General features: G+C 73.2%; 15 protein-coding genes. 9 read left to right on the top strand and 6 right to left on the bottom strand.

Annotated features, from left to right (window positions below; translation table 11 throughout):
• Positions 1 to 20: 20 nt before the first annotated feature.
• A complete protein-coding gene (purL, locus tag J4E96_RS00980) occupies positions 21 to 2,402 on the bottom strand; it encodes a phosphoribosylformylglycinamidine synthase subunit PurL (RefSeq protein WP_227423957.1) in 2,382 nt (793 codons plus the stop codon).
• Between the two features lie 149 nt (positions 2,403 to 2,551).
• Between purL and J4E96_RS00975 the strand changes: the two genes are divergently transcribed.
• Genes J4E96_RS00975 through J4E96_RS00950 form a run of 6 tightly spaced genes read left to right on the top strand, consistent with a single transcriptional unit; the run spans position 2,552 to position 10,079 of the window.
• Complete coding sequence (locus J4E96_RS00975) at positions 2,552 to 3,694, top strand: LacI family DNA-binding transcriptional regulator (protein ID WP_406620176.1); 1,143 nt, start codon at positions 2,552 to 2,554, stop codon at positions 3,692 to 3,694.
• Positions 3,695 to 3,706: 12 nt separating this feature from the next.
• Positions 3,707 to 4,969: a sugar ABC transporter substrate-binding protein gene (locus tag J4E96_RS00970; RefSeq protein WP_227423956.1), complete on the top strand. Its 1,263-nt coding sequence runs from the start codon at positions 3,707 to 3,709 to the stop codon at positions 4,967 to 4,969.
• A gap of 5 nt (positions 4,970 to 4,974) precedes the next feature.
• Positions 4,975 to 5,991, top strand: coding sequence for a carbohydrate ABC transporter permease (locus J4E96_RS00965; protein WP_227423955.1), 1,017 nt, complete (start codon positions 4,975 to 4,977; stop codon positions 5,989 to 5,991).
• Positions 5,988 to 6,887 (top strand): carbohydrate ABC transporter permease, encoded by a 900-nt coding sequence (locus J4E96_RS00960; RefSeq protein WP_227423954.1) that lies wholly within the window; start codon positions 5,988 to 5,990, stop codon positions 6,885 to 6,887. The genes J4E96_RS00965 and J4E96_RS00960 overlap by 4 nt, the downstream gene beginning before the upstream one ends.
• Before the next feature lie 11 nt (positions 6,888 to 6,898).
• Complete coding sequence (locus tag J4E96_RS00955) at positions 6,899 to 8,491, top strand: glucoamylase family protein (RefSeq protein WP_227423953.1); 1,593 nt, start codon at positions 6,899 to 6,901, stop codon at positions 8,489 to 8,491.
• Between the two features lie 4 nt (positions 8,492 to 8,495).
• Positions 8,496 to 10,079, top strand: a complete 1,584-nt coding sequence (locus J4E96_RS00950) for an alpha-amylase family glycosyl hydrolase (RefSeq protein ID WP_227425612.1) — start codon at positions 8,496 to 8,498, stop codon at positions 10,077 to 10,079.
• A gap of 50 nt (positions 10,080 to 10,129) precedes the next feature.
• Here J4E96_RS00950 and J4E96_RS00945 read toward each other — a convergent pair whose 3' ends face one another.
• A complete protein-coding gene (locus J4E96_RS00945; protein WP_227423952.1) occupies positions 10,130 to 11,200 on the bottom strand; it encodes a glycosyltransferase in 1,071 nt (356 codons plus the stop codon).
• Positions 11,201 to 11,509: 309 nt separating this feature from the next.
• Here J4E96_RS00945 and J4E96_RS00940 point away from each other — a divergent pair, with 309 nt between their 5' ends.
• Positions 11,510 to 12,796 carry an O-antigen ligase family protein gene (locus tag J4E96_RS00940; RefSeq protein WP_227423951.1) on the top strand — a complete coding sequence of 429 codons (1,287 nt, stop codon included), beginning with the start codon at positions 11,510 to 11,512 and terminating at the stop codon, positions 12,794 to 12,796.
• A gap of 131 nt (positions 12,797 to 12,927) precedes the next feature.
• Positions 12,928 to 14,499 (top strand): HNH endonuclease signature motif containing protein, encoded by a 1,572-nt coding sequence (locus tag J4E96_RS00935; protein ID WP_227423950.1) that lies wholly within the window; start codon positions 12,928 to 12,930, stop codon positions 14,497 to 14,499.
• Positions 14,500 to 14,593: 94 nt separating this feature from the next.
• Here the strand turns inward: J4E96_RS00935 and J4E96_RS00930 are convergent, their stop codons facing one another.
• From J4E96_RS00930 to J4E96_RS00915, 4 genes are read right to left on the bottom strand one after another with little or no spacing between them, the layout of a single operon-like run.
• Positions 14,594 to 15,307, bottom strand: coding sequence for a hypothetical protein (locus J4E96_RS00930; RefSeq protein ID WP_227423949.1), 714 nt, complete (start codon positions 15,305 to 15,307; stop codon positions 14,594 to 14,596).
• A 5-nt stretch (positions 15,308 to 15,312) separates the two neighbouring features.
• Positions 15,313 to 16,254 (bottom strand): glycosyltransferase family 2 protein, encoded by a 942-nt coding sequence (locus J4E96_RS00925; protein WP_227423948.1) that lies wholly within the window; start codon positions 16,252 to 16,254, stop codon positions 15,313 to 15,315.
• Positions 16,251 to 17,387: a glycosyltransferase gene (locus tag J4E96_RS00920; RefSeq protein WP_227423947.1), complete on the bottom strand. Its 1,137-nt coding sequence runs from the start codon at positions 17,385 to 17,387 to the stop codon at positions 16,251 to 16,253. Before J4E96_RS00920 ends, J4E96_RS00925 begins: the two co-directional genes overlap by 4 nt.
• Positions 17,384 to 18,418 (bottom strand): glycosyltransferase family 2 protein, encoded by a 1,035-nt coding sequence (locus J4E96_RS00915; RefSeq protein ID WP_227423946.1) that lies wholly within the window; start codon positions 18,416 to 18,418, stop codon positions 17,384 to 17,386. Before J4E96_RS00915 ends, J4E96_RS00920 begins: the two co-directional genes overlap by 4 nt.
• Between J4E96_RS00915 and J4E96_RS00910 the strand changes: the two genes are divergently transcribed.
• A complete protein-coding gene (locus tag J4E96_RS00910; protein ID WP_227423945.1) occupies positions 18,398 to 19,342 on the top strand; it encodes a glycosyltransferase in 945 nt (314 codons plus the stop codon). The genes J4E96_RS00915 and J4E96_RS00910 overlap by 21 nt on opposite strands.

Raw genomic sequence — 19,342 nt, 5'->3', positions numbered from 1 at the left:
GCCCACCCGCCCGCTCGGGGTCAGCCGAAGTACCGCGGGAGGGTGGCGTCCGCGACCGCCCGGGCCTCGGCGAGCGGCAGCGTGAACAGGCCGCTCACCTCGACCGCCGCGCCGCGACCGGGCTCGCCTGCCTCGTCCGCACCAGCGTCGCCGGCCGCGGCGGCGGACGGCTCGTCCGCCGTCACGCCGAGCTTGAGGACGGGGAACCCGCGCGCGCCGCACAGGTCGGCGAACCGGACCTCCTCGGAGCGGGGCACCGCGACGATCGCGCGGGCCGTCGACTCCGAGAACAGCGCCTCGAACGGCGTGACGCCGTCGCGCGCGCAGAGCGCCTCGAGGTCGACCCGCACGCCCGTGCCGTAGCGCAGCGACGACTCGACGAGCGCCTGCGCGAGGCCGCCCTCGGACAGGTCGTGCGCGGCGTCGACGAGGTGGTCGCGCGAGGCGTTGATGAGGATCTCGGCGAGCGTCCGCTCGGCCGCGAGGTCGAGCCGGGGCGGCACCCCGCCGAGGTGGCTGTGCGCGACGTCGGCCCAGGCGGAGCCGTCCAGCTCCGGCCGGGTCACCCCGAGCAGGTAGACCGACTGGCCGGGGTGGGTCCAGCCGGAGCCGGTCGCCTTCGCGACGTCGTCGAGCACCCCGAGCACGCCGACGACGGGCGTCGGGTGGATCGAGGAGTCGATGCGGCCGGGCACGCCCGTGCCGTTGTAGAGCGAGACGTTGCCGCCGGTCACCGGGATGCCGAGCACGAGGCAGCCGTCGGCGAGCCCGCGCACGGCCTCGGCGAGCTGCCACATCGCGTCCGGGTCCTCGGGTGAGCCGAAGTTGAGGCAGTCCGTCACCGCGAGGGGACGCGCGCCGGTCGTGGCGACGTTGCGGTACGCCTCGGCGAGCGCGAGCTGCGCGCCGGTGTACGGGTCGAGCTTGGTGTACCGGCCGTTCGCGTCGGTGGCCAGCGCGACGCCGAGGCCCGTGGTCTCGTCGACGCGCACGACGCCGCCGTCGTCGGGCTGGGCGAGCTTGGTGTTGCCCTGCACGAAGCGGTCGTACTGGTCGGTGACCCAGGCCTTGGACGCCAGGTTCGGCGAGCCGAGCAGCGCGAGCAGCGTCGCGCGCAGCTCGGCCGGGGTCGACGGCCGGGCCAGGCCGGCGGCGTCGACCGTGTCGGCCGCGAGGCCGTCCTGCCAGCTCGGGCGCGCGAACGGGCGGTGGTACACCGGGCCGTCGTGCGCGACGGTGCGCGGCGGCACGTCGACCACGGTCTCGCCCTTGAAGTCGATCACGAGCCGCCCGGTCTCGGTGACCTCGCCGAGCACCGCGGTCTCGACGTCCCACTTCGCGGTGATCGCGAGGAACGCGTCGAGCTTGTCGGGCGCGACGACGGCCATCATCCGCTCCTGCGACTCCGACATGAGGATCTCCTCGGCGCGCAGCGAGGGGTCGCGCAGCGGGACGAGGTCGAGGTCGACGTGCATGCCGCCGTCGCCGGCGCTCGCGAGCTCAGACGTCGCGCAGGAGAGCCCGGCGCCGCCGAGGTCCTGGATCCCCTCGACCACCCGCGCGGCGAACAGCTCGAGGCAGCACTCGATGAGCACCTTCTCCTGGAACGGGTCGCCGACCTGCACGCTCGGGCGCTTCGCGGCCGACTTCCCGTGCTCGTCGAAGGTCTCGGACGCGAGCACCGACACCCCGCCGATGCCGTCGCCGCCGGTGCGCGCGCCGAACAGGACGACCTTGTTGCCGACGCCGGACGCGTTCGCCAGGTGGATGTCCTCGTGCCGCATCTTGCCGACGCACAGCGCGTTGACGAGCGGGTTGCCCTGGTAGGAGGCGTCGAAGACGAGCTCGCCGCCGATGTTCGGCAGGCCGAGGCTGTTGCCGTACCCGCCGACGCCGGACACGATGCCGTGCACGATGCGCGGGGTGTCGGCGTGGTCGATCGCGCCGAACCGGAGCTGGTCCATGACCGCGATCGGGCGCGCGCCCATCGCCATGATGTCGCGCACGATGCCGCCGACGCCGGTCGCGGCACCCTGGTAGGGCTCGACGAAGCTCGGGTGGTTGTGGCTCTCGACCTTGAACGTCACGGCCCAGCCGTCGCCGATGTCGACGACTCCTGCGTTCTCGCCGATGCCGACCAGCAGGTGCTCGCGCATCGCGTCGGTCGTCTTCTCGCCGAACTGGGCGAGGTGCACCTTGGATGACTTGTACGAGCAGTGCTCGGACCACATCACCGAGTACATCGCGAGCTCCGCCGCAGTGGGCCGCCGGCCGAGGATGTCGCGGATGCGCTGGTACTCGTCGGGCTTGAGCCCGAGGTCGGCCCAGGGCTGCGGTGACTGCGGGGTCACCGCCGCGTGGTCGACGGTGTCGAGGAACGGACGTTCAGCGGTGCTGGTCATCGAGTGCCTGCCGAGAGAGCTGCTGGGGAGGGCCTCAGCGTACCGGCGCCCGCTCGGACCCGAAGTGGCATGTCGCCTTTGCCCGAGTTCATACTCTTTCGTGAATTTTCCATTTGCTAAACTTGGCGAATTCATGTGATCCTCGTCATATGAAAGCGCTTCCTGACGACGATGCCGTGCCGCGGCAGGCGTCTTCCTCAGGCCAGGGGACCGGTTCGAGCACGGGTCAGGAAGCGGCTCGCGAACCGGGTCGGGGCGGCACACCGGTCGATGGAACTGGCCGGAGTGCCGCCCCGGCGCCCGGCCACCCGGCCACCATCTACGACGTCGCCCGCCGCGCCGGCGTGGGCATCGCCACCGTCTCGCGCGCGCTGCGCGGCTCCGCGCCCGTTGCGGAGTCGACGCGCACGAAGGTGCTCCGGGTCGTCGAGGAGCTCGGATACCGGCCGAGCTACCTCGGCACCTCCCTCGCGCAGCAGCGGCACGCCGCCAACGGGATCGTCTTCCCGGACCTGTCCGGGCCGTACTACGCGGAGGTCGTGCTCGGGCACGAGGAGGCCGCGTCCCGCCTCGGCCGGAGCGTCCTGATCCAGTCCACCAACGGCAGGCCGGACCCCGACGCCGCCGCGCGCGACCTGGCGGGCCGCGTCGACGGCCTCGTGCTGCTGGGGCGGACGGTCGGGGACGAGATGGTCGGGGAGATCGTCACCTCGGGGCTGCCCGTCGTCCTGCTCGCCCGGCCCGCGATCGACGGCGCGGACAGCCTGCGGGTCGACAACTCGACGGCGGCGTGCGCCCTCGGCGCCCACCTGAGCGGGCACGGCTTCGCGACCGCGCGCTTCCTCGGCTCCCCGCACGCGTCCCACGACGTGGCCGAGCGCTGGGCGGGCGTGCTCCAGGGCTTCGCCGGGTCCGGGACGCGGCTCGACCTGACCCCGTGCGACCTCGACGAGGAGTCGGGGGCACGGGTCGCCCGCGCCGTCCTCGCCGGCCCGCGCCGGCCCGACCTGCTCGTGTGCGCGAACGACGAGATCGCGCTCGGCGCCATCGTGGCCGCCGAGGAGGCCGGCCTGCGAGTCGGCGTCGACGTCGCGATCACCGGTTGGGACGACATCATGGCCGCCCGCCATGCCCGGCCCGCGCTCACCACCGTCCGGCAGCCCATGCGGCTGCTCGGCTCCAACGCGGCCGAGGTGCTCGACGAGCGCATCAGCCGCACCCGTACCGCACCGCGGCACATCGTCCTGACCGCCGATCTGGTGATCCGGTCGAGCTGCGGATCCCACCCCTGAAGGAGACCTCGCATGAGAAAGCCCCTGCGTGTCACTGTCGCCACGCTCGCCGCGGCGACGACGCTCATCGCCCTGACCAGCTGCGGACGCAGCGACGACGCCCCGGCCGAGGACATGTCGGCGGCCCCGGTCGCCGAGGGTGAGGCGACGGGAACGATCACGGTGTGGGCCATGGGCACCGAGGGCGAGAAGCTCGGCGAGTTCGCCGACGCCTTCTCGGCCGAGAACCCCGACGCCACGGTCGAGGTCACCGCGATCCCGTGGGACGCGGCGCACGACAAGATCGCGACGGCCATCGCGGCCGACCAGACGCCCGACGTCTCGATGGTCGGCACGACCTGGATGGGCGAGTTCGCGTCGACCGGCGCGCTCGACCCGACGCCCGACACGATCGACGGCACCTCGTTCTTCCCGGGGGCCTGGGGCACGACGATCGTCAACGACGTCGCGTACGGCATGCCGTGGTACGTCGAGACCCGCGTGCTCTACACGAACACCGCCGCGGCCGAGGCGGCCGGCGTGTCGCCGTCGCCGGCGACCTGGGACGACCTCAAGACGTCGACCGCCGCGATCCAGGCGGCCGGCGCGGACTACGGCATCACGCTGCAGGCCGGTCAGCAGGGTGCGTGGCAGACGTTCATGCCGTTCGCGTGGCAGGCCGGCGCGCAGATCCTGGACGACGAGGGCAACATCACGCTCGACACGCCCGAGGTCGTCGACGCGCTCACCTACTACCAGTCCTTCTTCACCGACGGCGTCGCCCCCGTGGACGTCCCGGTCGGCACGCTCGAGTCCTCCCTGATCGCCGGCGAGTTCGGCGCGATGGTCTCCGGCCCCTGGCACATCGGCATCCTCGAGGAGGCCGGTTACGCCGACTTCACGCTGTCCCCGCTGCCGGCGGGCGAGCAGCTCGCGTCGTTCATCGGCGGCAGCAACCTCGCGGTGTTCAAGAACGCCGAGAACCGCGACGGCGCGTGGAAGTTCATCGAGTGGCTGAGCCAGCCGGACACGCAGGCGGCCTGGTACGAGGCGACGAGCGACCTGCCGTCGGTCCCGGAAGCCTGGGAGACCGGCACGCTCGCGACCGACCCGCAGCTCGCGATCTTCGGCACGCAGCTCGAGACCGCCGTCGCGCCCCCGTCGATCCCGAACTGGGAGCAGATCGCGACGGTCATCGACACCGAGCTCGAGAAGGTCACGCGCAGCGGGCTCGATCCGCAGGAGGCCGCCACGGCCATCCAGCAGCAGGCGGAGGCCATCGGGACGGGGCTGTAGCGGCCATGGCCACCAGCACCGCTGCGCGCGTCCCCGCTCCGGCCGACAGCCCGGGGCGGGGCGCGGCCCCCGTCCGACGCTCGACGCCGTTGCGCCGCCGTCGCAGCATCGCCGCCTGGGGCTTCGCCGCCCCGTTCGTCCTGCTCTTCCTCGTGTTCACGGCGTGGCCGGTCATCTCGTCGCTCCTGATGAGCGTGACCGACATCAAGAGCCGGGACCTTCAGAACCCGTTCAACGTGAACTTCGTCGGGCTCGACAACTTCGCGACGGTGCTCGCGGACCCCCTGTTCTGGCAGGCGGCACGCAACACCGGCTACTTCGTGGTGGTCGGCGTCCCGGTCGTCATGTTCGTCTCGCTCATGGTCGCGCTCGCCCTGAACACGGGCATCACGCGCCTGTCCGGCTTCTTCCGGGTCGGGTACTTCATGCCGGTCGTGACGTCGATCGTCGCCGTCGCGGTCGTGTGGCGCTTCCTGCTCAAGGACGACAACGGCATCATCAACGTCGTTCTCGGCTGGTTCGGGATCGACGGGCCCAACTGGCTCGGCGACCCGAACTGGTCCATGCCCGCGATGATCCTGATGGCGGTGTGGCGCTCCATGGGCACGCTCATCGTCATCTTCCTCGCCGGGCTGCAGGGCGTGCCCGCGTCCCTGCACGAGGCTGCTGCGCTCGACGGCGCGAACGCCGTGCAGCGCCTGCGCCTCATCACCGTCCCGATCATGCGCCCGACGCTGCTGTTCGGCGCGGTCCTGACCGGCATCGGGTACCTCCAGCTGTTCGAGGAGCCGCTCGTGATGACCAACGGCGGCGGCCCGCTGAACAGCACGCTGTCGGTCTCGCTCTACATCTACCGGCAGTTCGGGTTCGGCAACTACGGCATCGCGTCCGCGATGAGCTACCTGCTCTTCCTCGCGATCGTGCTGCTCACCCTGCTCCAGTTCCGCCTGCTCACCGAGCGTGATCCCCGGCCCCGCAGGAAAGCCCGACAGACGACCGAACGCGAGGGGAGCGCGCGATGAGCACCGTCATGCGCGACACGCAGGACCCGACCTCGACGCCTGCCGTCAAGCAGAACAAGACAAGGACCGTCGCCATCGGCGAGGCGCGGCCGCAGTGGTGGCTGTACCTCACCCTCGGCGTCGGCCTCGTGGTCATGGTCACGCCGTTCGTCTGGATGGCGTTGAGCTCGCTCAAGCCCGAGGCGGAGATCCGGGCGAACCCGCCGACCTGGTGGCCGCAGACGTTCACGCTCGAGAACTTCACTGAGCTGTTCACGCGGTTGGACTTCCCGCAGTTCTTCACCAACTCGGCCGTCGTCGCGGTGTTCGTGACGCTCGGCAACCTCGTGTTCTGCTCGATGCTCGGCTACGCCTTCGCCAAGATCGACTTCTGGGGCCGCGCCTGGCTGTTCCGGATCGTGCTCGGCACGATGATGATCCCCGGCATCGTGATGCTCGTCCCGCTGTTCGTGCTGGTCAGCCGGCTCGGCCTGGTCGACACGTACGCCGGCCTGATCCTGCCGTTCCTGGCGGGACCGTTCGGGGTGTTCCTCATGCGGCAGTTCATCAGCGCCCTGCCCGACGAGCTCATCGACGCCGGCCGGATCGACGGGGCGGGCGAGTTCCGCATCTTCGCCCAGATCATCCTGCCGCTGTGCAAGCCCGCCCTGGCGACGCTCGGCATCCTGACGTTCCTCGGGTCGTGGAACAACTTCCTCTGGCCCCTGGTCGTCGCGAGCAGCGAGGACAAGTACACGCTGCCCGTCGCGCTCGCGCTGTACAGCGTGGGCCAGAACGAGAACAACTACGGCCTGATGCTCGCCGGCGCCGTCGCCGTCGTCGCGCCCGTCGTGCTCGTCTTCCTCATCTTGCAGAAGCACATCATCCAGGGAATCGCCACCACCGGCATCAAGTGAAGGGCTCAACGATGAGACTCCGTCCCCTGCTCGCCGCCGCCACCGCGGCTTGCCTGCTGGCCGCCGCGGCCACCCCCGCGATCGCCGGCGGGCCACGCGAGGACTCCCGCCCGGGCGGTGCCGGCCTGACCCGGGCCGACCGCGCCGAGCTCAAGCGCTGGGCCGCCGACACCTGGGCGTCGTTCGCGGCGATGACCGACGAGACGACCGGGCTGCCGGCCGACAACATCGAGGGCGACCTCGACGCCGCCTCCCGGTCCGGCTACACCTCGCCGACCAACATCGGCGCGTACCTGTGGAGCACCGTCGTGGCCGAGGAGCTCGACCTGATCAGCTCCCGCGAGGCCACGAAGCGGCTCCGGCAGACCCTCACGACGATCGAGGGGATGGAGCGGCACGAGCCGAGCGGCATGTTCTACAACTGGTACGACGAGTCGACGGGCGCCAAGCTCACGACGTTCCCAGCCAGCGGCGAGACGATCGACCCGTTCCTGTCGAGCGTCGACAACGGGTGGTTCGCGGCGGCCCTGATGGTCGTGCGCGCCGCCGAGCCGGCCGTGCGCCGGCAGGCCGACCGGGTGCTCGCGGGGATGGACTTCGGCGCGTTCTACGACCTGAACCAGTTCGGGGGCGAGCGGCCCGGCATGGTCTACGGCGGCTTCTGGGCCGACCCGCCGAGCGGCACGGCGTGCCCGGGCACCCTCGCGAACGGCACCGCGGTCCAGTTCACCTGCCACCACTACGACATCCTCAACTCCGAACCGCGCATCGTGACGTACATCGGCATCGCGCGCGGCCAGATCCCCGCCGAGGCCTACTTCGCCACGAGCCGGACGTTCCCGGCCAGCTGCGACTGGTCCTGGCTCGAGACCCGGCCGGTCGGCGAGACGAAGAGCTACCTCGGCGTCGACGTCTTCGAGGGCGCCTTCCCGTATCGCGGCATGAACATCGTCCCGACCTGGGGCGGCACCATGTTCGAGGAGCTCATGCCCGACCTGTTCGTCCCCGAGGCGACGTGGGGCCCGAAGAGCTGGGGCGTCAACCACCCGCTCGCCGTCCGCGCGCAGATCCAGCACGGCATGGACCAGGCCGGCTACGGCTTCTGGGGCTTCTCGCCCGCGAGCGACCCGTTCGGCGGCTACCGCGAGTACGGCGTGGACCAGATCGGCATGAACCCCGAGGGCTACTACTCCGACGAGGAGAAGACGAACGTCGACCTGGGCTACGACCAGTGCCGCCCGGCCACCAACCCGGCCCCGGGCCAGCCCGAGCCGACGTTCGGCGACGGCGTGGTGACCCCGCACGCGGCGTTCCTCGCGCTGCCGTACGCGCCGCGCGAGTCGATGGACAACCTGACGAGGATCGAGACGACCCTCGGGGCGTACGGCACCGGCGGCTTCTACGACGCCGTCGCCGTCCGCAGCAACACCCAGGCGCAGCGCTACCTGTCCCTCGACCAGGGCATCGTCATGGGCGTGCTCGGCAACGTCCTCGGCAAGGACATGCTCAAGACGGCGTTCACGCGCGGGGCGGTCGAACGCACGGTCCGCCCGCTCATCGCGATGGAGGAGTTCGGCGCCGGGTACGCCGACGGCCGGCCGTGAACCCCTGACGCGGGCGGCCACCCCGGCGGCGCCCCGGTCCCGCCCGCCGGGCTGGTGGCGCCGCGCCGTCGTCTACCAGGTCTACGTCCGCTCGTTCGCGGACTCCGACGGCGACGGCGTCGGCGACCTCGCGGGGGTCACCGCGCACCTCGACGCGGTGGCCCGCCTCGGGGTCGACGCGCTCTGGCTCACGCCGTTCTACCCGTCGCCGCAGGCCGACCACGGGTACGACGTCGCGGACCACCGCGGCGTGGACCCGCTGTTCGGCGACCTCGCGGCCTTCGACGCTCTCCTGGCGCGGGCGCACGCGCTCGGGCTCGGCGTCGTCGTCGACCTCGTGCCCAACCACGTCTCGAGCGAGCACCCGTGGTTCCGCGCGGCGGTCGCCGCCCCGCCCGGCTCGCCGGCCCGGCGCCGGTTCCACGTGCGGCCGGGGCGCGGGCCCGGCGGGGAGCTGCCGCCGACGGGGTGGACCTCCATGTTCGGGGGTCCGGCCTGGACGCGCCTGCCCGACGGCGAGTGGTACCTGCACCTGTTCGCGCCCGAGCAGCCCGACCTCAACTGGGCCGACGACGACGTCCGGTCGGACTTCGCGGCCACGCTCCGGTTCTGGGCGGCGCGGGGGGTCGACGGGTTCCGGGTCGACGTCGCGGGCGGGCTCGCGAAAGACCCCGCCTACGGCGAGGTGCGCCGCGGCGCCCCGCACCCGCACTGGGACCGGCCCGAGGTGCACCGCATCTACCGCTCGTGGCGGGACGTGCTCGACGCCGCGCGGCCCGACCTGTTCGCGGTCGCGGAGGCGTGGGGGCCGCCGGACCGGACGGCGGCGTTCGCGCGCGCCGACGAGCTCGGCCAGGCGTTCGCGTTCTCGCTGCTCGGCGCCCCGTGGTCCGCGGCGGCGATCCGGCGCGCCGTGACCACGCAGCTCGACGCCCACGGGCGGGTCGGCGCGCTGCCGGCCTGGGTGCTGGGCAACCACGACTCGACGCGCGTCGCGACCGGGCGTGGCCGGGCCGCCGCACTCGCCCTGCACCTGTTCCTGCTCGCGCTGCCCGGCGCGTTCTACCTGTACGCCGGCGACGAGCTCGGCCTCCCGCAGGTCGCGGTGGCGCCGGCCGACTGGCAGGACCCGCAGGCGGTGCGCACGCACGGGCGGCTGCCCAGCCGCGACGGCGCGCGCATCCCGCTGCCGTGGACCGACGACGCCCCCGGGCACGGGTTCACCGCCGGGCGCCCGTGGCTGCCGACGCCGCCGGGCTGGGGAGCGCGGGCCCGCGACGCCCAGGAGGCGGACCCGGGCTCGCCGTGGGGCGTGCTGCACCGGGCGATCGCCGCGCGCCGCGCGCTCTGGTCCGCGGCGGACGACGCCGTCCAGTGGCTGCCGTCGCCGCCCGGCACCCTCGTGCTGCGGCGGGCCGGGGTGCTCGTCGTGCTCAACGCGTCGGCGCGCGCGTGGGCGCTGGCCCGGTTGCTGCCCGCCGGGACGGGGGCGGTGCTGGCGGCCGCGTCCGGACCGCTCGGGGCGGACGGCGCCACCGTCCCGCCGGCGACCGCGGTCTGGCTTGACGCCGGCGCCGGCGCGGGCTGAGCAGGCCGCTGCTCCACGAGCGGGCCGCTGCTAGACGAGAGGTCCCGCTGCTAGACGAGGGCGAACGAGGCGATCTCCCGCAGCCGGGCCGAGAAGACGTCCTCGGAGAAGTTGGCGGCGTGCTTGCGCACCAGCTCCGGGGTGAACTCCGGGAAGTCGCGCAGGGTGTCCCGCACCGCGTTCGCCGTGGGGGCCTCGATGAACGTCCCGGAGACGCCCTCCGCCGTGCTGTCGAGGAAGCCACCAGCCCGCAGGACGGCGACCGGCGTGCCGAACGCGTTGGCCTCGAGCGGCGTCAGCCCGAAGTCCTCCTGCGAGACGGACACGAGCCCGCGGGCGTTCGCGTACAGCCACCGCAGCTGGGCGTCGGACACGATCCCGACCGCGCTCACGTGGTCCTCGCCGGCGCCGAGCTCCCGGCTGGCGCTCCCCGCGATCACCAGGCGCGCGCCCGGCAGGGCCCGGGTGCCGTCGATGACGGCCTGGGTGTTCTTGTACCCGCGCCCGCGGGCGATCGTCAGCCAGTAGCCGGGCTCGATGCCGGGCACCGGCTCCTGCTCGGCGTCGGCGTCCATCGCGACGGGCGGGTGCAGCACCTCCGCCTCGATGCCGTAGGCGGCCTTGACCCGCCGGGCCACGCTGGTGGAGTTGACGACGTAGAGGTCGGCCGACGCGGCCGCCGAGCGGTCCCACCCCTTGAGGTACGGCGTCGCCGCGGACACGACGCCCCGCAGGTAGCGGTTCGGCATGTAGTCCCCCGGCTGGTAGAGCCAGCGCGGCGGGTTGTGGCAGTAGACGACCTTGCGGGTGTGCGCGGGCACCGAGATGCCGTGGGACCAGCCGGTCGAGCTGGCGATGACGACGTCCGCGTCGGCCACGTGCATCGACCGCCACGCGTGCGGCAGCGCGAGCAGCGCGAGGCGGGGATCGCGACGGAACGCGCCCACGCGCTGCAGGCGCGACGTGCGAACCTCGACGTCCTTGAAGCCCTCGTAGGTGCTCCCGGAGCTGTACACGCTGGTGTACAGCGGTGCGCCCGGAAAGATCCGGGTCAGCAGCAGCGCGACTCGCTCGGCGCCGCCATGCTGGGTCAAGTAGTCGTGTGCCAGAGCCACTCTCACGGGGTTCTCCTCACCTGACACCCAGGCGACGCCAAGGGCGTCGTCGGCTGAATGCGGGGCAAAGTGGACTGCGTGCAGTTACCAAGGTAGCGCGGGTCTGGCCGATTGCGAGATTTGGGCCGGATCGGTTGTGTGAACACTCGGTGACGAGGGCGTGTCACTGCCTTTCACCCGAGCCCGTCGGTGCGATCAGGGCAAAAGCGGATAAGGTGCCCCGACTGGACGCCACCCGACCGCGGGGAGAACCCGGCCTTGCAGCCACTCAGCCCAGCTCCGAGCTCTGCCCCGACCGTCCGTGCACGCCGGCCCGTGGCCGTGCTCTGGTGCGCGTACGCCCTGTTTCTCATCCTGCCGGGAGAGCTCGCCCTCGTCGGGCCGCTACGGTCCAACGGAACCCCCCTGCGGTTGCTGGGGCTCCTCGCGTTCTTCCTGGTGCTCGCGGCCTTCCTGCGCGTCGACGAGCGGCGCTGGCCGCGGCCGGTCGCCGCGATCGCGGTCGCCTACCTGGCCTTCATCGTCTTCGCGTGGGCAACGGCGCACCTGCACACGATGACCGGCCCCGAGAGCGCGGAGATCAACCGCTCGGTGCTCATCGTCGTCTCCGGGACCGGGCTCGCCCTGCTGGCGGCGTCGATCGTCGACGATCTCCGCCTGGCGCATGTGCTCGTCGGCCTGCTCGCGGTGGGTGCGGTGGTGTGCGTGAGCGTCGGCGCGCTGCAGTACTTCGGGGTGATCAACGCCTGGTCGGAGGTCATCCGGCTGCCGTTCACGACCACCGTCGTCCCGCCGATGGGGGTGGTCGACCGGCTCGGGATGAACCGGGTCTCCGGCTCGACCTCGAGCCCGCTGGAGTACTCCGTCGTGCTCGCGATCGTCCTCCCGCTGATGATCCATCTCGCCGTGCACGCCCGGTCCAAGGCCGCGCGGCTCGGGGCGGCGGCGGGCGCCGTCGTGGTGCTGCTCGGCATCCCGCTGGGCTTCTCCCGGTCCGGGCTGCTGACGGTGGTCGTGACCACGTGCGTGATGCTCGTCTTCCTGCGCCCGGCCCACCGGTGGACGGTCCTCGTCATCGGCGCGGCGATCGCGGTCGGGGGCGTCGTGCTCGCCCCCGAGATCGTCGGCATCCTGTCCGACCTCGTGCTCAACAGCTCCAGCGACAACAGCATCCAGGGCCGGCTGAACGACTACTCGAGCGTCATCGCGCAGTTCGAGGAGTCCCCGTGGCTGGGCAACGGCCCGTTGTTCGAGCGCACCACCGTCAGCGTGCTCGACAACCAGTGGCTCGGCACCCTGGTCCGCGACGGGCTCGTCGGCATGCTGGGCATGGTCGTGCTCCTCGGCGGCGGGGCCGCCCTCGCCGCGCACAGCGCGTCCCGCCTGCCGCGGGGCTCCGCGGAGCGCAGCCTGAACGGCGCGCTGTGCGCCGGGCTGCTCGGCCTCGGCGTCGCCGCAGGGACGTTCGACATCTTCTCTTTCCAGCAGGCGACGTTTATCGCCTTCCTTCTGCTCGGCCTCGTCGGGATCGGCGTGCCGCGCCGCCGCGACGGCGCGCCCGACGCGGCGGCCCCGGCCGAGCAGGCGAGTCGCGCGGCCTGACCACGCCACCCGAGGGCCCGGCCGCACGCCGCAGCCCGACTCGATGACTGATTCCACAGAGTTGCTGCACTGTTCGGTTCCGGGGCGATCGGGGTGGGGTGCGTGTGGGTGGTCCGTCCTAGTCTGTACACATGTTCGAACCGAGCGATGACGAGGTAACGGGGGGCCCGGCGGGGGCCGGCCCGGCGGTCGCGGGCGCCACATCGGTCTCGGTGGATGTGACGTTCGGGCTGTTGCTCGGGCGGGTGATGGCGGAGGCGGGGGCGGCGTTGGCGCAGGCCGCGGCCGCGGGGTCCTGCATCGCGGGGCCGATCGATCAGATCGCATTGGCCGAGGCCCTGCTCGGGCACGCGCCGGGCTCACCGTTGGTGGACCTGCTCGAGGGTCTGTGCCCGGGGGATGTGCATGATGCGGTGTTGATCGAGGCGATCGCCGCCTGGGAACGCGTCACCTCACTGGCTGCGGCGCGGCAGGGCGAGATGATCGCCGAGCTCGCCCGCCGCCGCGACGCCCAGCGTCTGGGTGAGTTCGTGGGTGATGAGGTCGCGTCGGTGCTGGTGATGACCCGGTCGGTGGCGGAGGCAAAGGTCAGTCTCGGCACCTCGCTGGCGGCCTGGCCCGCGGTGAATGAGGCGTTGGCGGCCGGGGTGATCGATCACCGCAAGGCCACCGCCCTGGTCGACGGCGTCGGGCACCTCGACGACGACGCGGCCGCCGCCGTCCTGGACGCGGTGCTGCCGGTCGCGGCGGGTTTGACGGTGCCGGCGTTGAAGGCGCGCCTGCGCAAGGTCGAGCTGACCGTGAACCCGGCCGCCGTCGCCGAACGGCGCGCCCGCGACGCCGCCGACCGGTATGTGCGGGTCAGCCCGGCGCCGGGGGTGATGGCGTGGTTGACCGCATACCTACCCGCCAAGGACGCGATGACGATCTACACCGCGATCGACGCCATCGCCGCCTCCGCCGACCCCGCCGACCCACGCGGGATCGCGGCCCGGCGCGCGGACGCCCTGACCGACCTCTGCACCGACATCCTCGACAACGGCATCGCCCCCACCACCGCACTACCCGGCACAGCGGGACAGGAGCCCGGGCAGGCGGGTCAGGCTGGCGGGACTCCGAAGGCTGGCGGGGTCTTGAAGACGGAGCAGGGGCGTCGCCCGCACCTGCAGGTGACCGCGGCTGCGACGACGTTGTTGGGGTTGGATGAGGTGCCCGGGGAGCTGGCCGGGTACGGGCCGATCCCCGCGGATCTGGTGCGGGCGATCGCGGCGGACGCGACGTGGCGGCGGATCTTCACCGACCCCGCCACCGGGTGCGTGACGGGGATCGGGCCGCGCGGGTACCGGCCCGGCGCCGACCTGACCGGCACCGTCCTGGCCCGGGACACAACGTGCACGTTCGTGGGGTGCCGGATGCCGGCGTGGCGATGCGACCTGGACCACCGCGACCCCTACGACCACGAGCATCCCGATCTTGGCGGGCAGACCTGTCCGGAGAACCTGCACTCGCTGTGTCGTCACCATCACCGGGCCAAGACCTACGGCGGCTGGCACCCCGACCTCGACACCACCACCGGCGACACCTGGTGGACCTCACCAACCAAACACCGCTACAAACGGCCCTCCGTCGACGCCAACCCCGAACCCCCGCCACCCGACCGACCCTGGTTGCACACACCCCAGCCCGACGACCCACCCTTCTGAGCCGCGAACCCCTCGAGACCACTGAACCCTTGGAATCAGTCATCTAGGCGCGCCCCGCGCGGCCCGAGGGCGCGGCCGACGGCGCTGCCCGACGTCAGTCGCCGGCGTCGGCCCGCGCGTGCGAGCGGGGCCGCTCGGCCTGGGCGGTGCGCTCGGCCGGCGGCGCGGGAGCCGGCGCCGGGGCCGGGGCGCCGCTCCTGCGCCCGCGCCGGACGCGGCGCACGGCGCCGTCGATGAGCACGCACAGCAGGGCCGTGACGAGCAGGCCCGCGAGCGCGGCGCCGATCGCCACCCGGGACCGGTCGGGATAGGCCTCTGCGGGCGCGCCCGGCGCCCGGGACAGGATCGCGGTGGACAGCTGGTCGGCCGGCGCGCCCGCGCGCTGCTGGATCTCGGCCAGGATCGTCGGGGCCTGGGCCTCGACCGCGAGCATCGCCGCGAGCGCGGCGTCCGCCGTCGGCGCCGTCGCCTCGACCGTGAAGAAGCTCTCGGCGCGGAGCACACTCGTCTCGACGGTCACGACGGCGTCGCCGTCGGGCGCGAGCACGACGTTGCCGTTCGCGACGCTGTCCGCGAGCAGGCTCGCGAGCGTCGTCGTCCCGGCGCCGTAGGGGTTGGTCACGATGACGGCGGGGTCCTCCGACTGCTGGACGGCCAGGTACGACGGGGTCGCGACGACGCTGAGCACGCTCGAGGACGTGAACTCGGGAACGGCCTCGGACCACAGCTGGACCGTTCCGTACGCGGTCACGCCGAGGATCAGCACGGCGACGTACCACCGTCGGGCGACGGCTGCGAACACGCTCACAACATTCACGGTGATTCCATTCCGTCGGGGTCGGGTACAGCGGTGCGCGCCGGCGCAGGGGCCGGCGCGGGAGAGGCGGGCCGGGCGGCCGCCGGGGTCGAGCCGTCGGGGTGCGTGCGGCTGGAGTCGTCGCGTTCCCAGCGCGTGTCCCCGCGCCGCAGCTTGAGCTCGCTCAGGACGCGGACGGCGACCGTGACCGCGAGGAAGACGACCACGTGCGGCAGCTCGCGCGGCGAGCGCGCGCGCGCGAGGACGTACGCGCGGCTCGAGGCCGGGGCCACCGGCGCCGGCAGCGCCGCCAGCGCGGCGAGCTCGCGGTTGCCGGCCCGGGTCCGGGTGCCCCGGCGCACGAGGGCGCCGATCGTGCGGGCGACGCGCACGTCGAACGTGCCGGGGCTCGTGCGGCGCTCCGAGGCCCGGAACGACCGGCGCACGTACTCGTCCTCGGCCACGATCGCCGGGAACGGCGCGACGCGTTCGTGGCCCTCGCGATCCACGGCGAAGATGCCCGACCCGACGTGGGCCTCGTGCAGGAACGGGAGCCCCCGCCAGATCCGGTAGTACGAGCGCACGAGGGCGGAGCACCCCTCGGTGCGGAACGCCGCGGCGGGCGCGGCGACCCGGACGCCGGGCTCGGCGAGGGTCGCGACGAGGGCGCGGATCGTGTCGGCCGGGACCTGGATGTCGGCGTCGAGGTAGATCCGCGGGAAGCCGGTCGCGACGGCGTCGGCGGCGTTGAGCGCGGCGGGCTTGCCGGGGGCGGCCAGGTCGAGCACCAGCGGCGCCGACGGGTGCCGGCGCGCGAGCTCGACCGTCCGGTCCGTGCAGCCGTTCGCCGCCACGACGACCTGCCACTCGCCCGGCGCGGCGCCCGCGCTCAGCGTGTCGAGGCAGCGCGTGATCACGGCCTCCTCGTCGTGGGCCGGAATGATGATCGTCGCGCTCATCGCGCGACCCCCCGCTGCGGCTGACCGTCGCGGTCGCCCAGGACGGCGAGCCACGCCTGCGCCCGGCGCTCCCACGTGTGCTCGCCGGCCACGGCGCGGCAGGCCGCCCGCGTGCCCGGGGTGACCGCGCGCGCGAGGTGGGCCGCGGCGGCTCCGAACGCCGCCGCGTCGCGCTCGACCCGGATCTGCGGGGTGTCGATCCACTCGACGGCGGGCAGCGGCGTCGACACGACGGGCAGCCCCGCGCCCAGGTACTCGAGGATCTTCAGCGGGAAGCTCGCCGCATTGAAGGAGCTGTCGTCGTACGGCACCAGGCCGAGATCGGCGTCGGCCAGGACGGCCGTGACCTCGTCGGCGCTCACGTGACCGCGCCACTGGACGCGCGGGTGGGCGAGCAGCGCCTCGATCGCGGTCCGCTGCGGGCCCGGCGCGAAGTTGCGGGACATCCCGCCGACGACGACGAGGTCGCAGCCGGCGTCGAGCACCGCCTGCAGGTGGCCGGGCAGCACCCGCGGCGAGACGCCGCCGATGAACGCGGCCAGCGGCGCGCGCGAGCTCCGCGCACCGGTCCCCGCCCCGACCTCGGGCGCGGCCGGCGTGCAGCCGGCCGGGATGACCTGCGCGTCCACCCCGTACCGCCGCAGCCGCTCGCGCAGGACCGGCGAGACCGCCACGACGGCGTCGGCCATCGCGATCGAGCGCCGCAGCCGTGCCTCGACCGCGCCCGGCTCCTGGCCGAGCAGGTGCGCCCCGGCCACGTAGTCGTCCTTGATGAGGAGCACCTTCCGAGCGCGCGGGAAGGCGCGCAGCGCGCCGCTCGGCTCGGTGAAGACGACGGCGGAGGGCTCCTGCCCGAGGTGCCCGATCGCGCGGGCGGCGGCGCGCGCGGCGACGGCCTCGCGCAGCCGTCCGAGCCGCAGGCGTCGCGTGAACGGCACCGTCCACGCGGGCTGGACGAGGGTCTGCCCGCCGTCGACCAGCGAGCCGCCCGCGCGCAGCGCGGCCCACGACCGGGGCGACGTCGGAGGCTCGAGGTAGGCGACCCGCGTGTGCACCGCGAGGGCCGCGGCGAGCCGCTGCTCGTAGAGCCGGTGCCCAGCGTGCGGGACCGTGGCGACCAAGGCGACCGTCATCGGGTCGCCTCCGCGCCGAGCTGGTAGCCGTGACGCCACTCGTCCCGCCGGGCCCACGCGGCCACCCAGCCCACGTCCCGGCGCCCGAGCAGCCGGAACCCCTGGCCACGCAGCGCCACGCCGGCCAGCAGCAGCGCCCTGATCACCGGGCCCTGGACGCGGCCGAAGTGCTTGCGCGCGTAGGTCACGCGGCCCTTCATGAGCATCACCGTCTTGTCTCCGGAGCTCGAGGATGCGCCGCCGCTGTGCAGGGCCACGGCGTCGGGGGTGATCCACACGCGCCGCCCGGTGCGCCGGATGCGCCGGCACAGGTCGGCGTCCTCGGCATACATGAAGTACGCCGGGTCGAAGCCGCCGACCTCCCGCCACACGGGCATCGGGACGAGCAGGAGCGAGCCGGTCACCACGTCGACGTCGCGCACGCTGTCGCGGGCCCACTTTCCGAGCGACTCGGGGTCGAAGAGGGCCGACCGCGCGAACACCGTGCTCAGGGCCGTCGCGAAGCAGAACGAGCTCCACAGGGTCGGGGCACCCCAGCACGAGTGCGGGTCGACCTCGCCCGTTCGGGTGACTGTTCGGCCGCCGAGCACCCCGGCGCGGGGCTCGGCGTCGGCGGCACGGATGAGCGCGTCGATGGTGCCGCCGCGGACCTCGGCGTCGGGGTTGAGGAGCAGGACGTGCCGCCCCCGGGCGCGCTCCGCGCCGAGGTTGCACGCCCGGCCGAAGCCGATGTTCTCCTCGAGGGCGACGATCGAGGACTCGTCGAGATACTCGCGCAGGAGCGGCGCGAGCGGCGGCGTGGAGGCGTTGTCGACGACGATCACCTCGAACCGCGCCGCCGGCCGGCCGACGCCGAGCAGCGTCTGCAGGCAGGCGCGCACGTAGTCGCCCGCGTTGTACGTCACGATGATGATCGAGACGTCGATCTCGGCCGGCGGGCCGTCATCCGTCCGGGTCGCGGGCGAGACCTCCTGTTGATCCAGGTCCGTCCGGGGTGCCACAGTGGCGCCGTGCTCCGAGCCAACGTCCATGTTCCCGCCTTCGTCGCTACGACCGGGGGCCACCTCGTCCAGATGACCCTGATGGTGCCGTTCCTCGAGCCTGATCGCCACCGTGACGCCCTGTGGATCACCCACCGCACCGCGCAGAGCGAGAGCCTGCTCCGCGACGAACGGCGGGTCGTCTTCGTGCCGCCGGTGGAGGCCCGGGACTGGCTGACCGTCCTGCGGCGCACGCCCGAGGTGCTGACCGCACTGCGCCGACACCACGTCGACCGGGTGTACAGCACGGGCGCGGCGCTGGCCCTGACTGCGCTCCCCCTCGCGCCGCTCGTGGGTGCGCGCCCGACCTTCGTCGAGAGCCTCGCGCGGCCCGCGGGCCCGTCGGTGGCCGGCCGCGTGCTCTCGCGACTGCCCTGGGTGGACTGCTTCACCCAGTACCCCGCGAACGCCGACACGCACTGGTCCTACCGCTACAGCCTGCTCGACTCGTTCCGGGCGGCCGAGGATGGCGCCGACCGCGTCCCGAAGCGGATCTTCGTCACGCTGGGCACCGCGCGCCCGTGGCAGTTCCGCCGCCTCGTCGACCGCATCCTCGAGATCGTTCCGGCCGACTGCACGATCGTCTGGCAGACGGGCTGCACCGAGACGTCCGACCTCGACATCGACGCCCGCGCCGTGATGCCCGACGCCGAGTTCCAGCAGGAGATCGACCGCGCGGACGTCGTCGTCTCCCACGCGGGCGTCGGGACGTTCCTGCGCTGCCTCGAGGCGGGGAAGGTGCCGGTGCTCGTGCCGCGCCGGCTCGCCCACGACGAGCACATCGACGACCACCAGGAGCAGATCGCCCAGGTCGGCAGCGAGCGCGGCCTGGCGCTGATGCGCGAGGCCGACGCGCTCACCTTCGAGGACCTCGTCCTCGCCGGCAACAGGCGTGCCGGTCGCGTGACGCAGTGA

The organism is Pengzhenrongella sicca, from assembly GCF_017569225.1.
Classification (GTDB): Bacteria; Actinomycetota; Actinomycetes; order Actinomycetales; family Cellulomonadaceae; genus Pengzhenrongella; species Pengzhenrongella sicca.
This window is presented reverse-complemented; position numbering and strand designations above follow the sequence as displayed.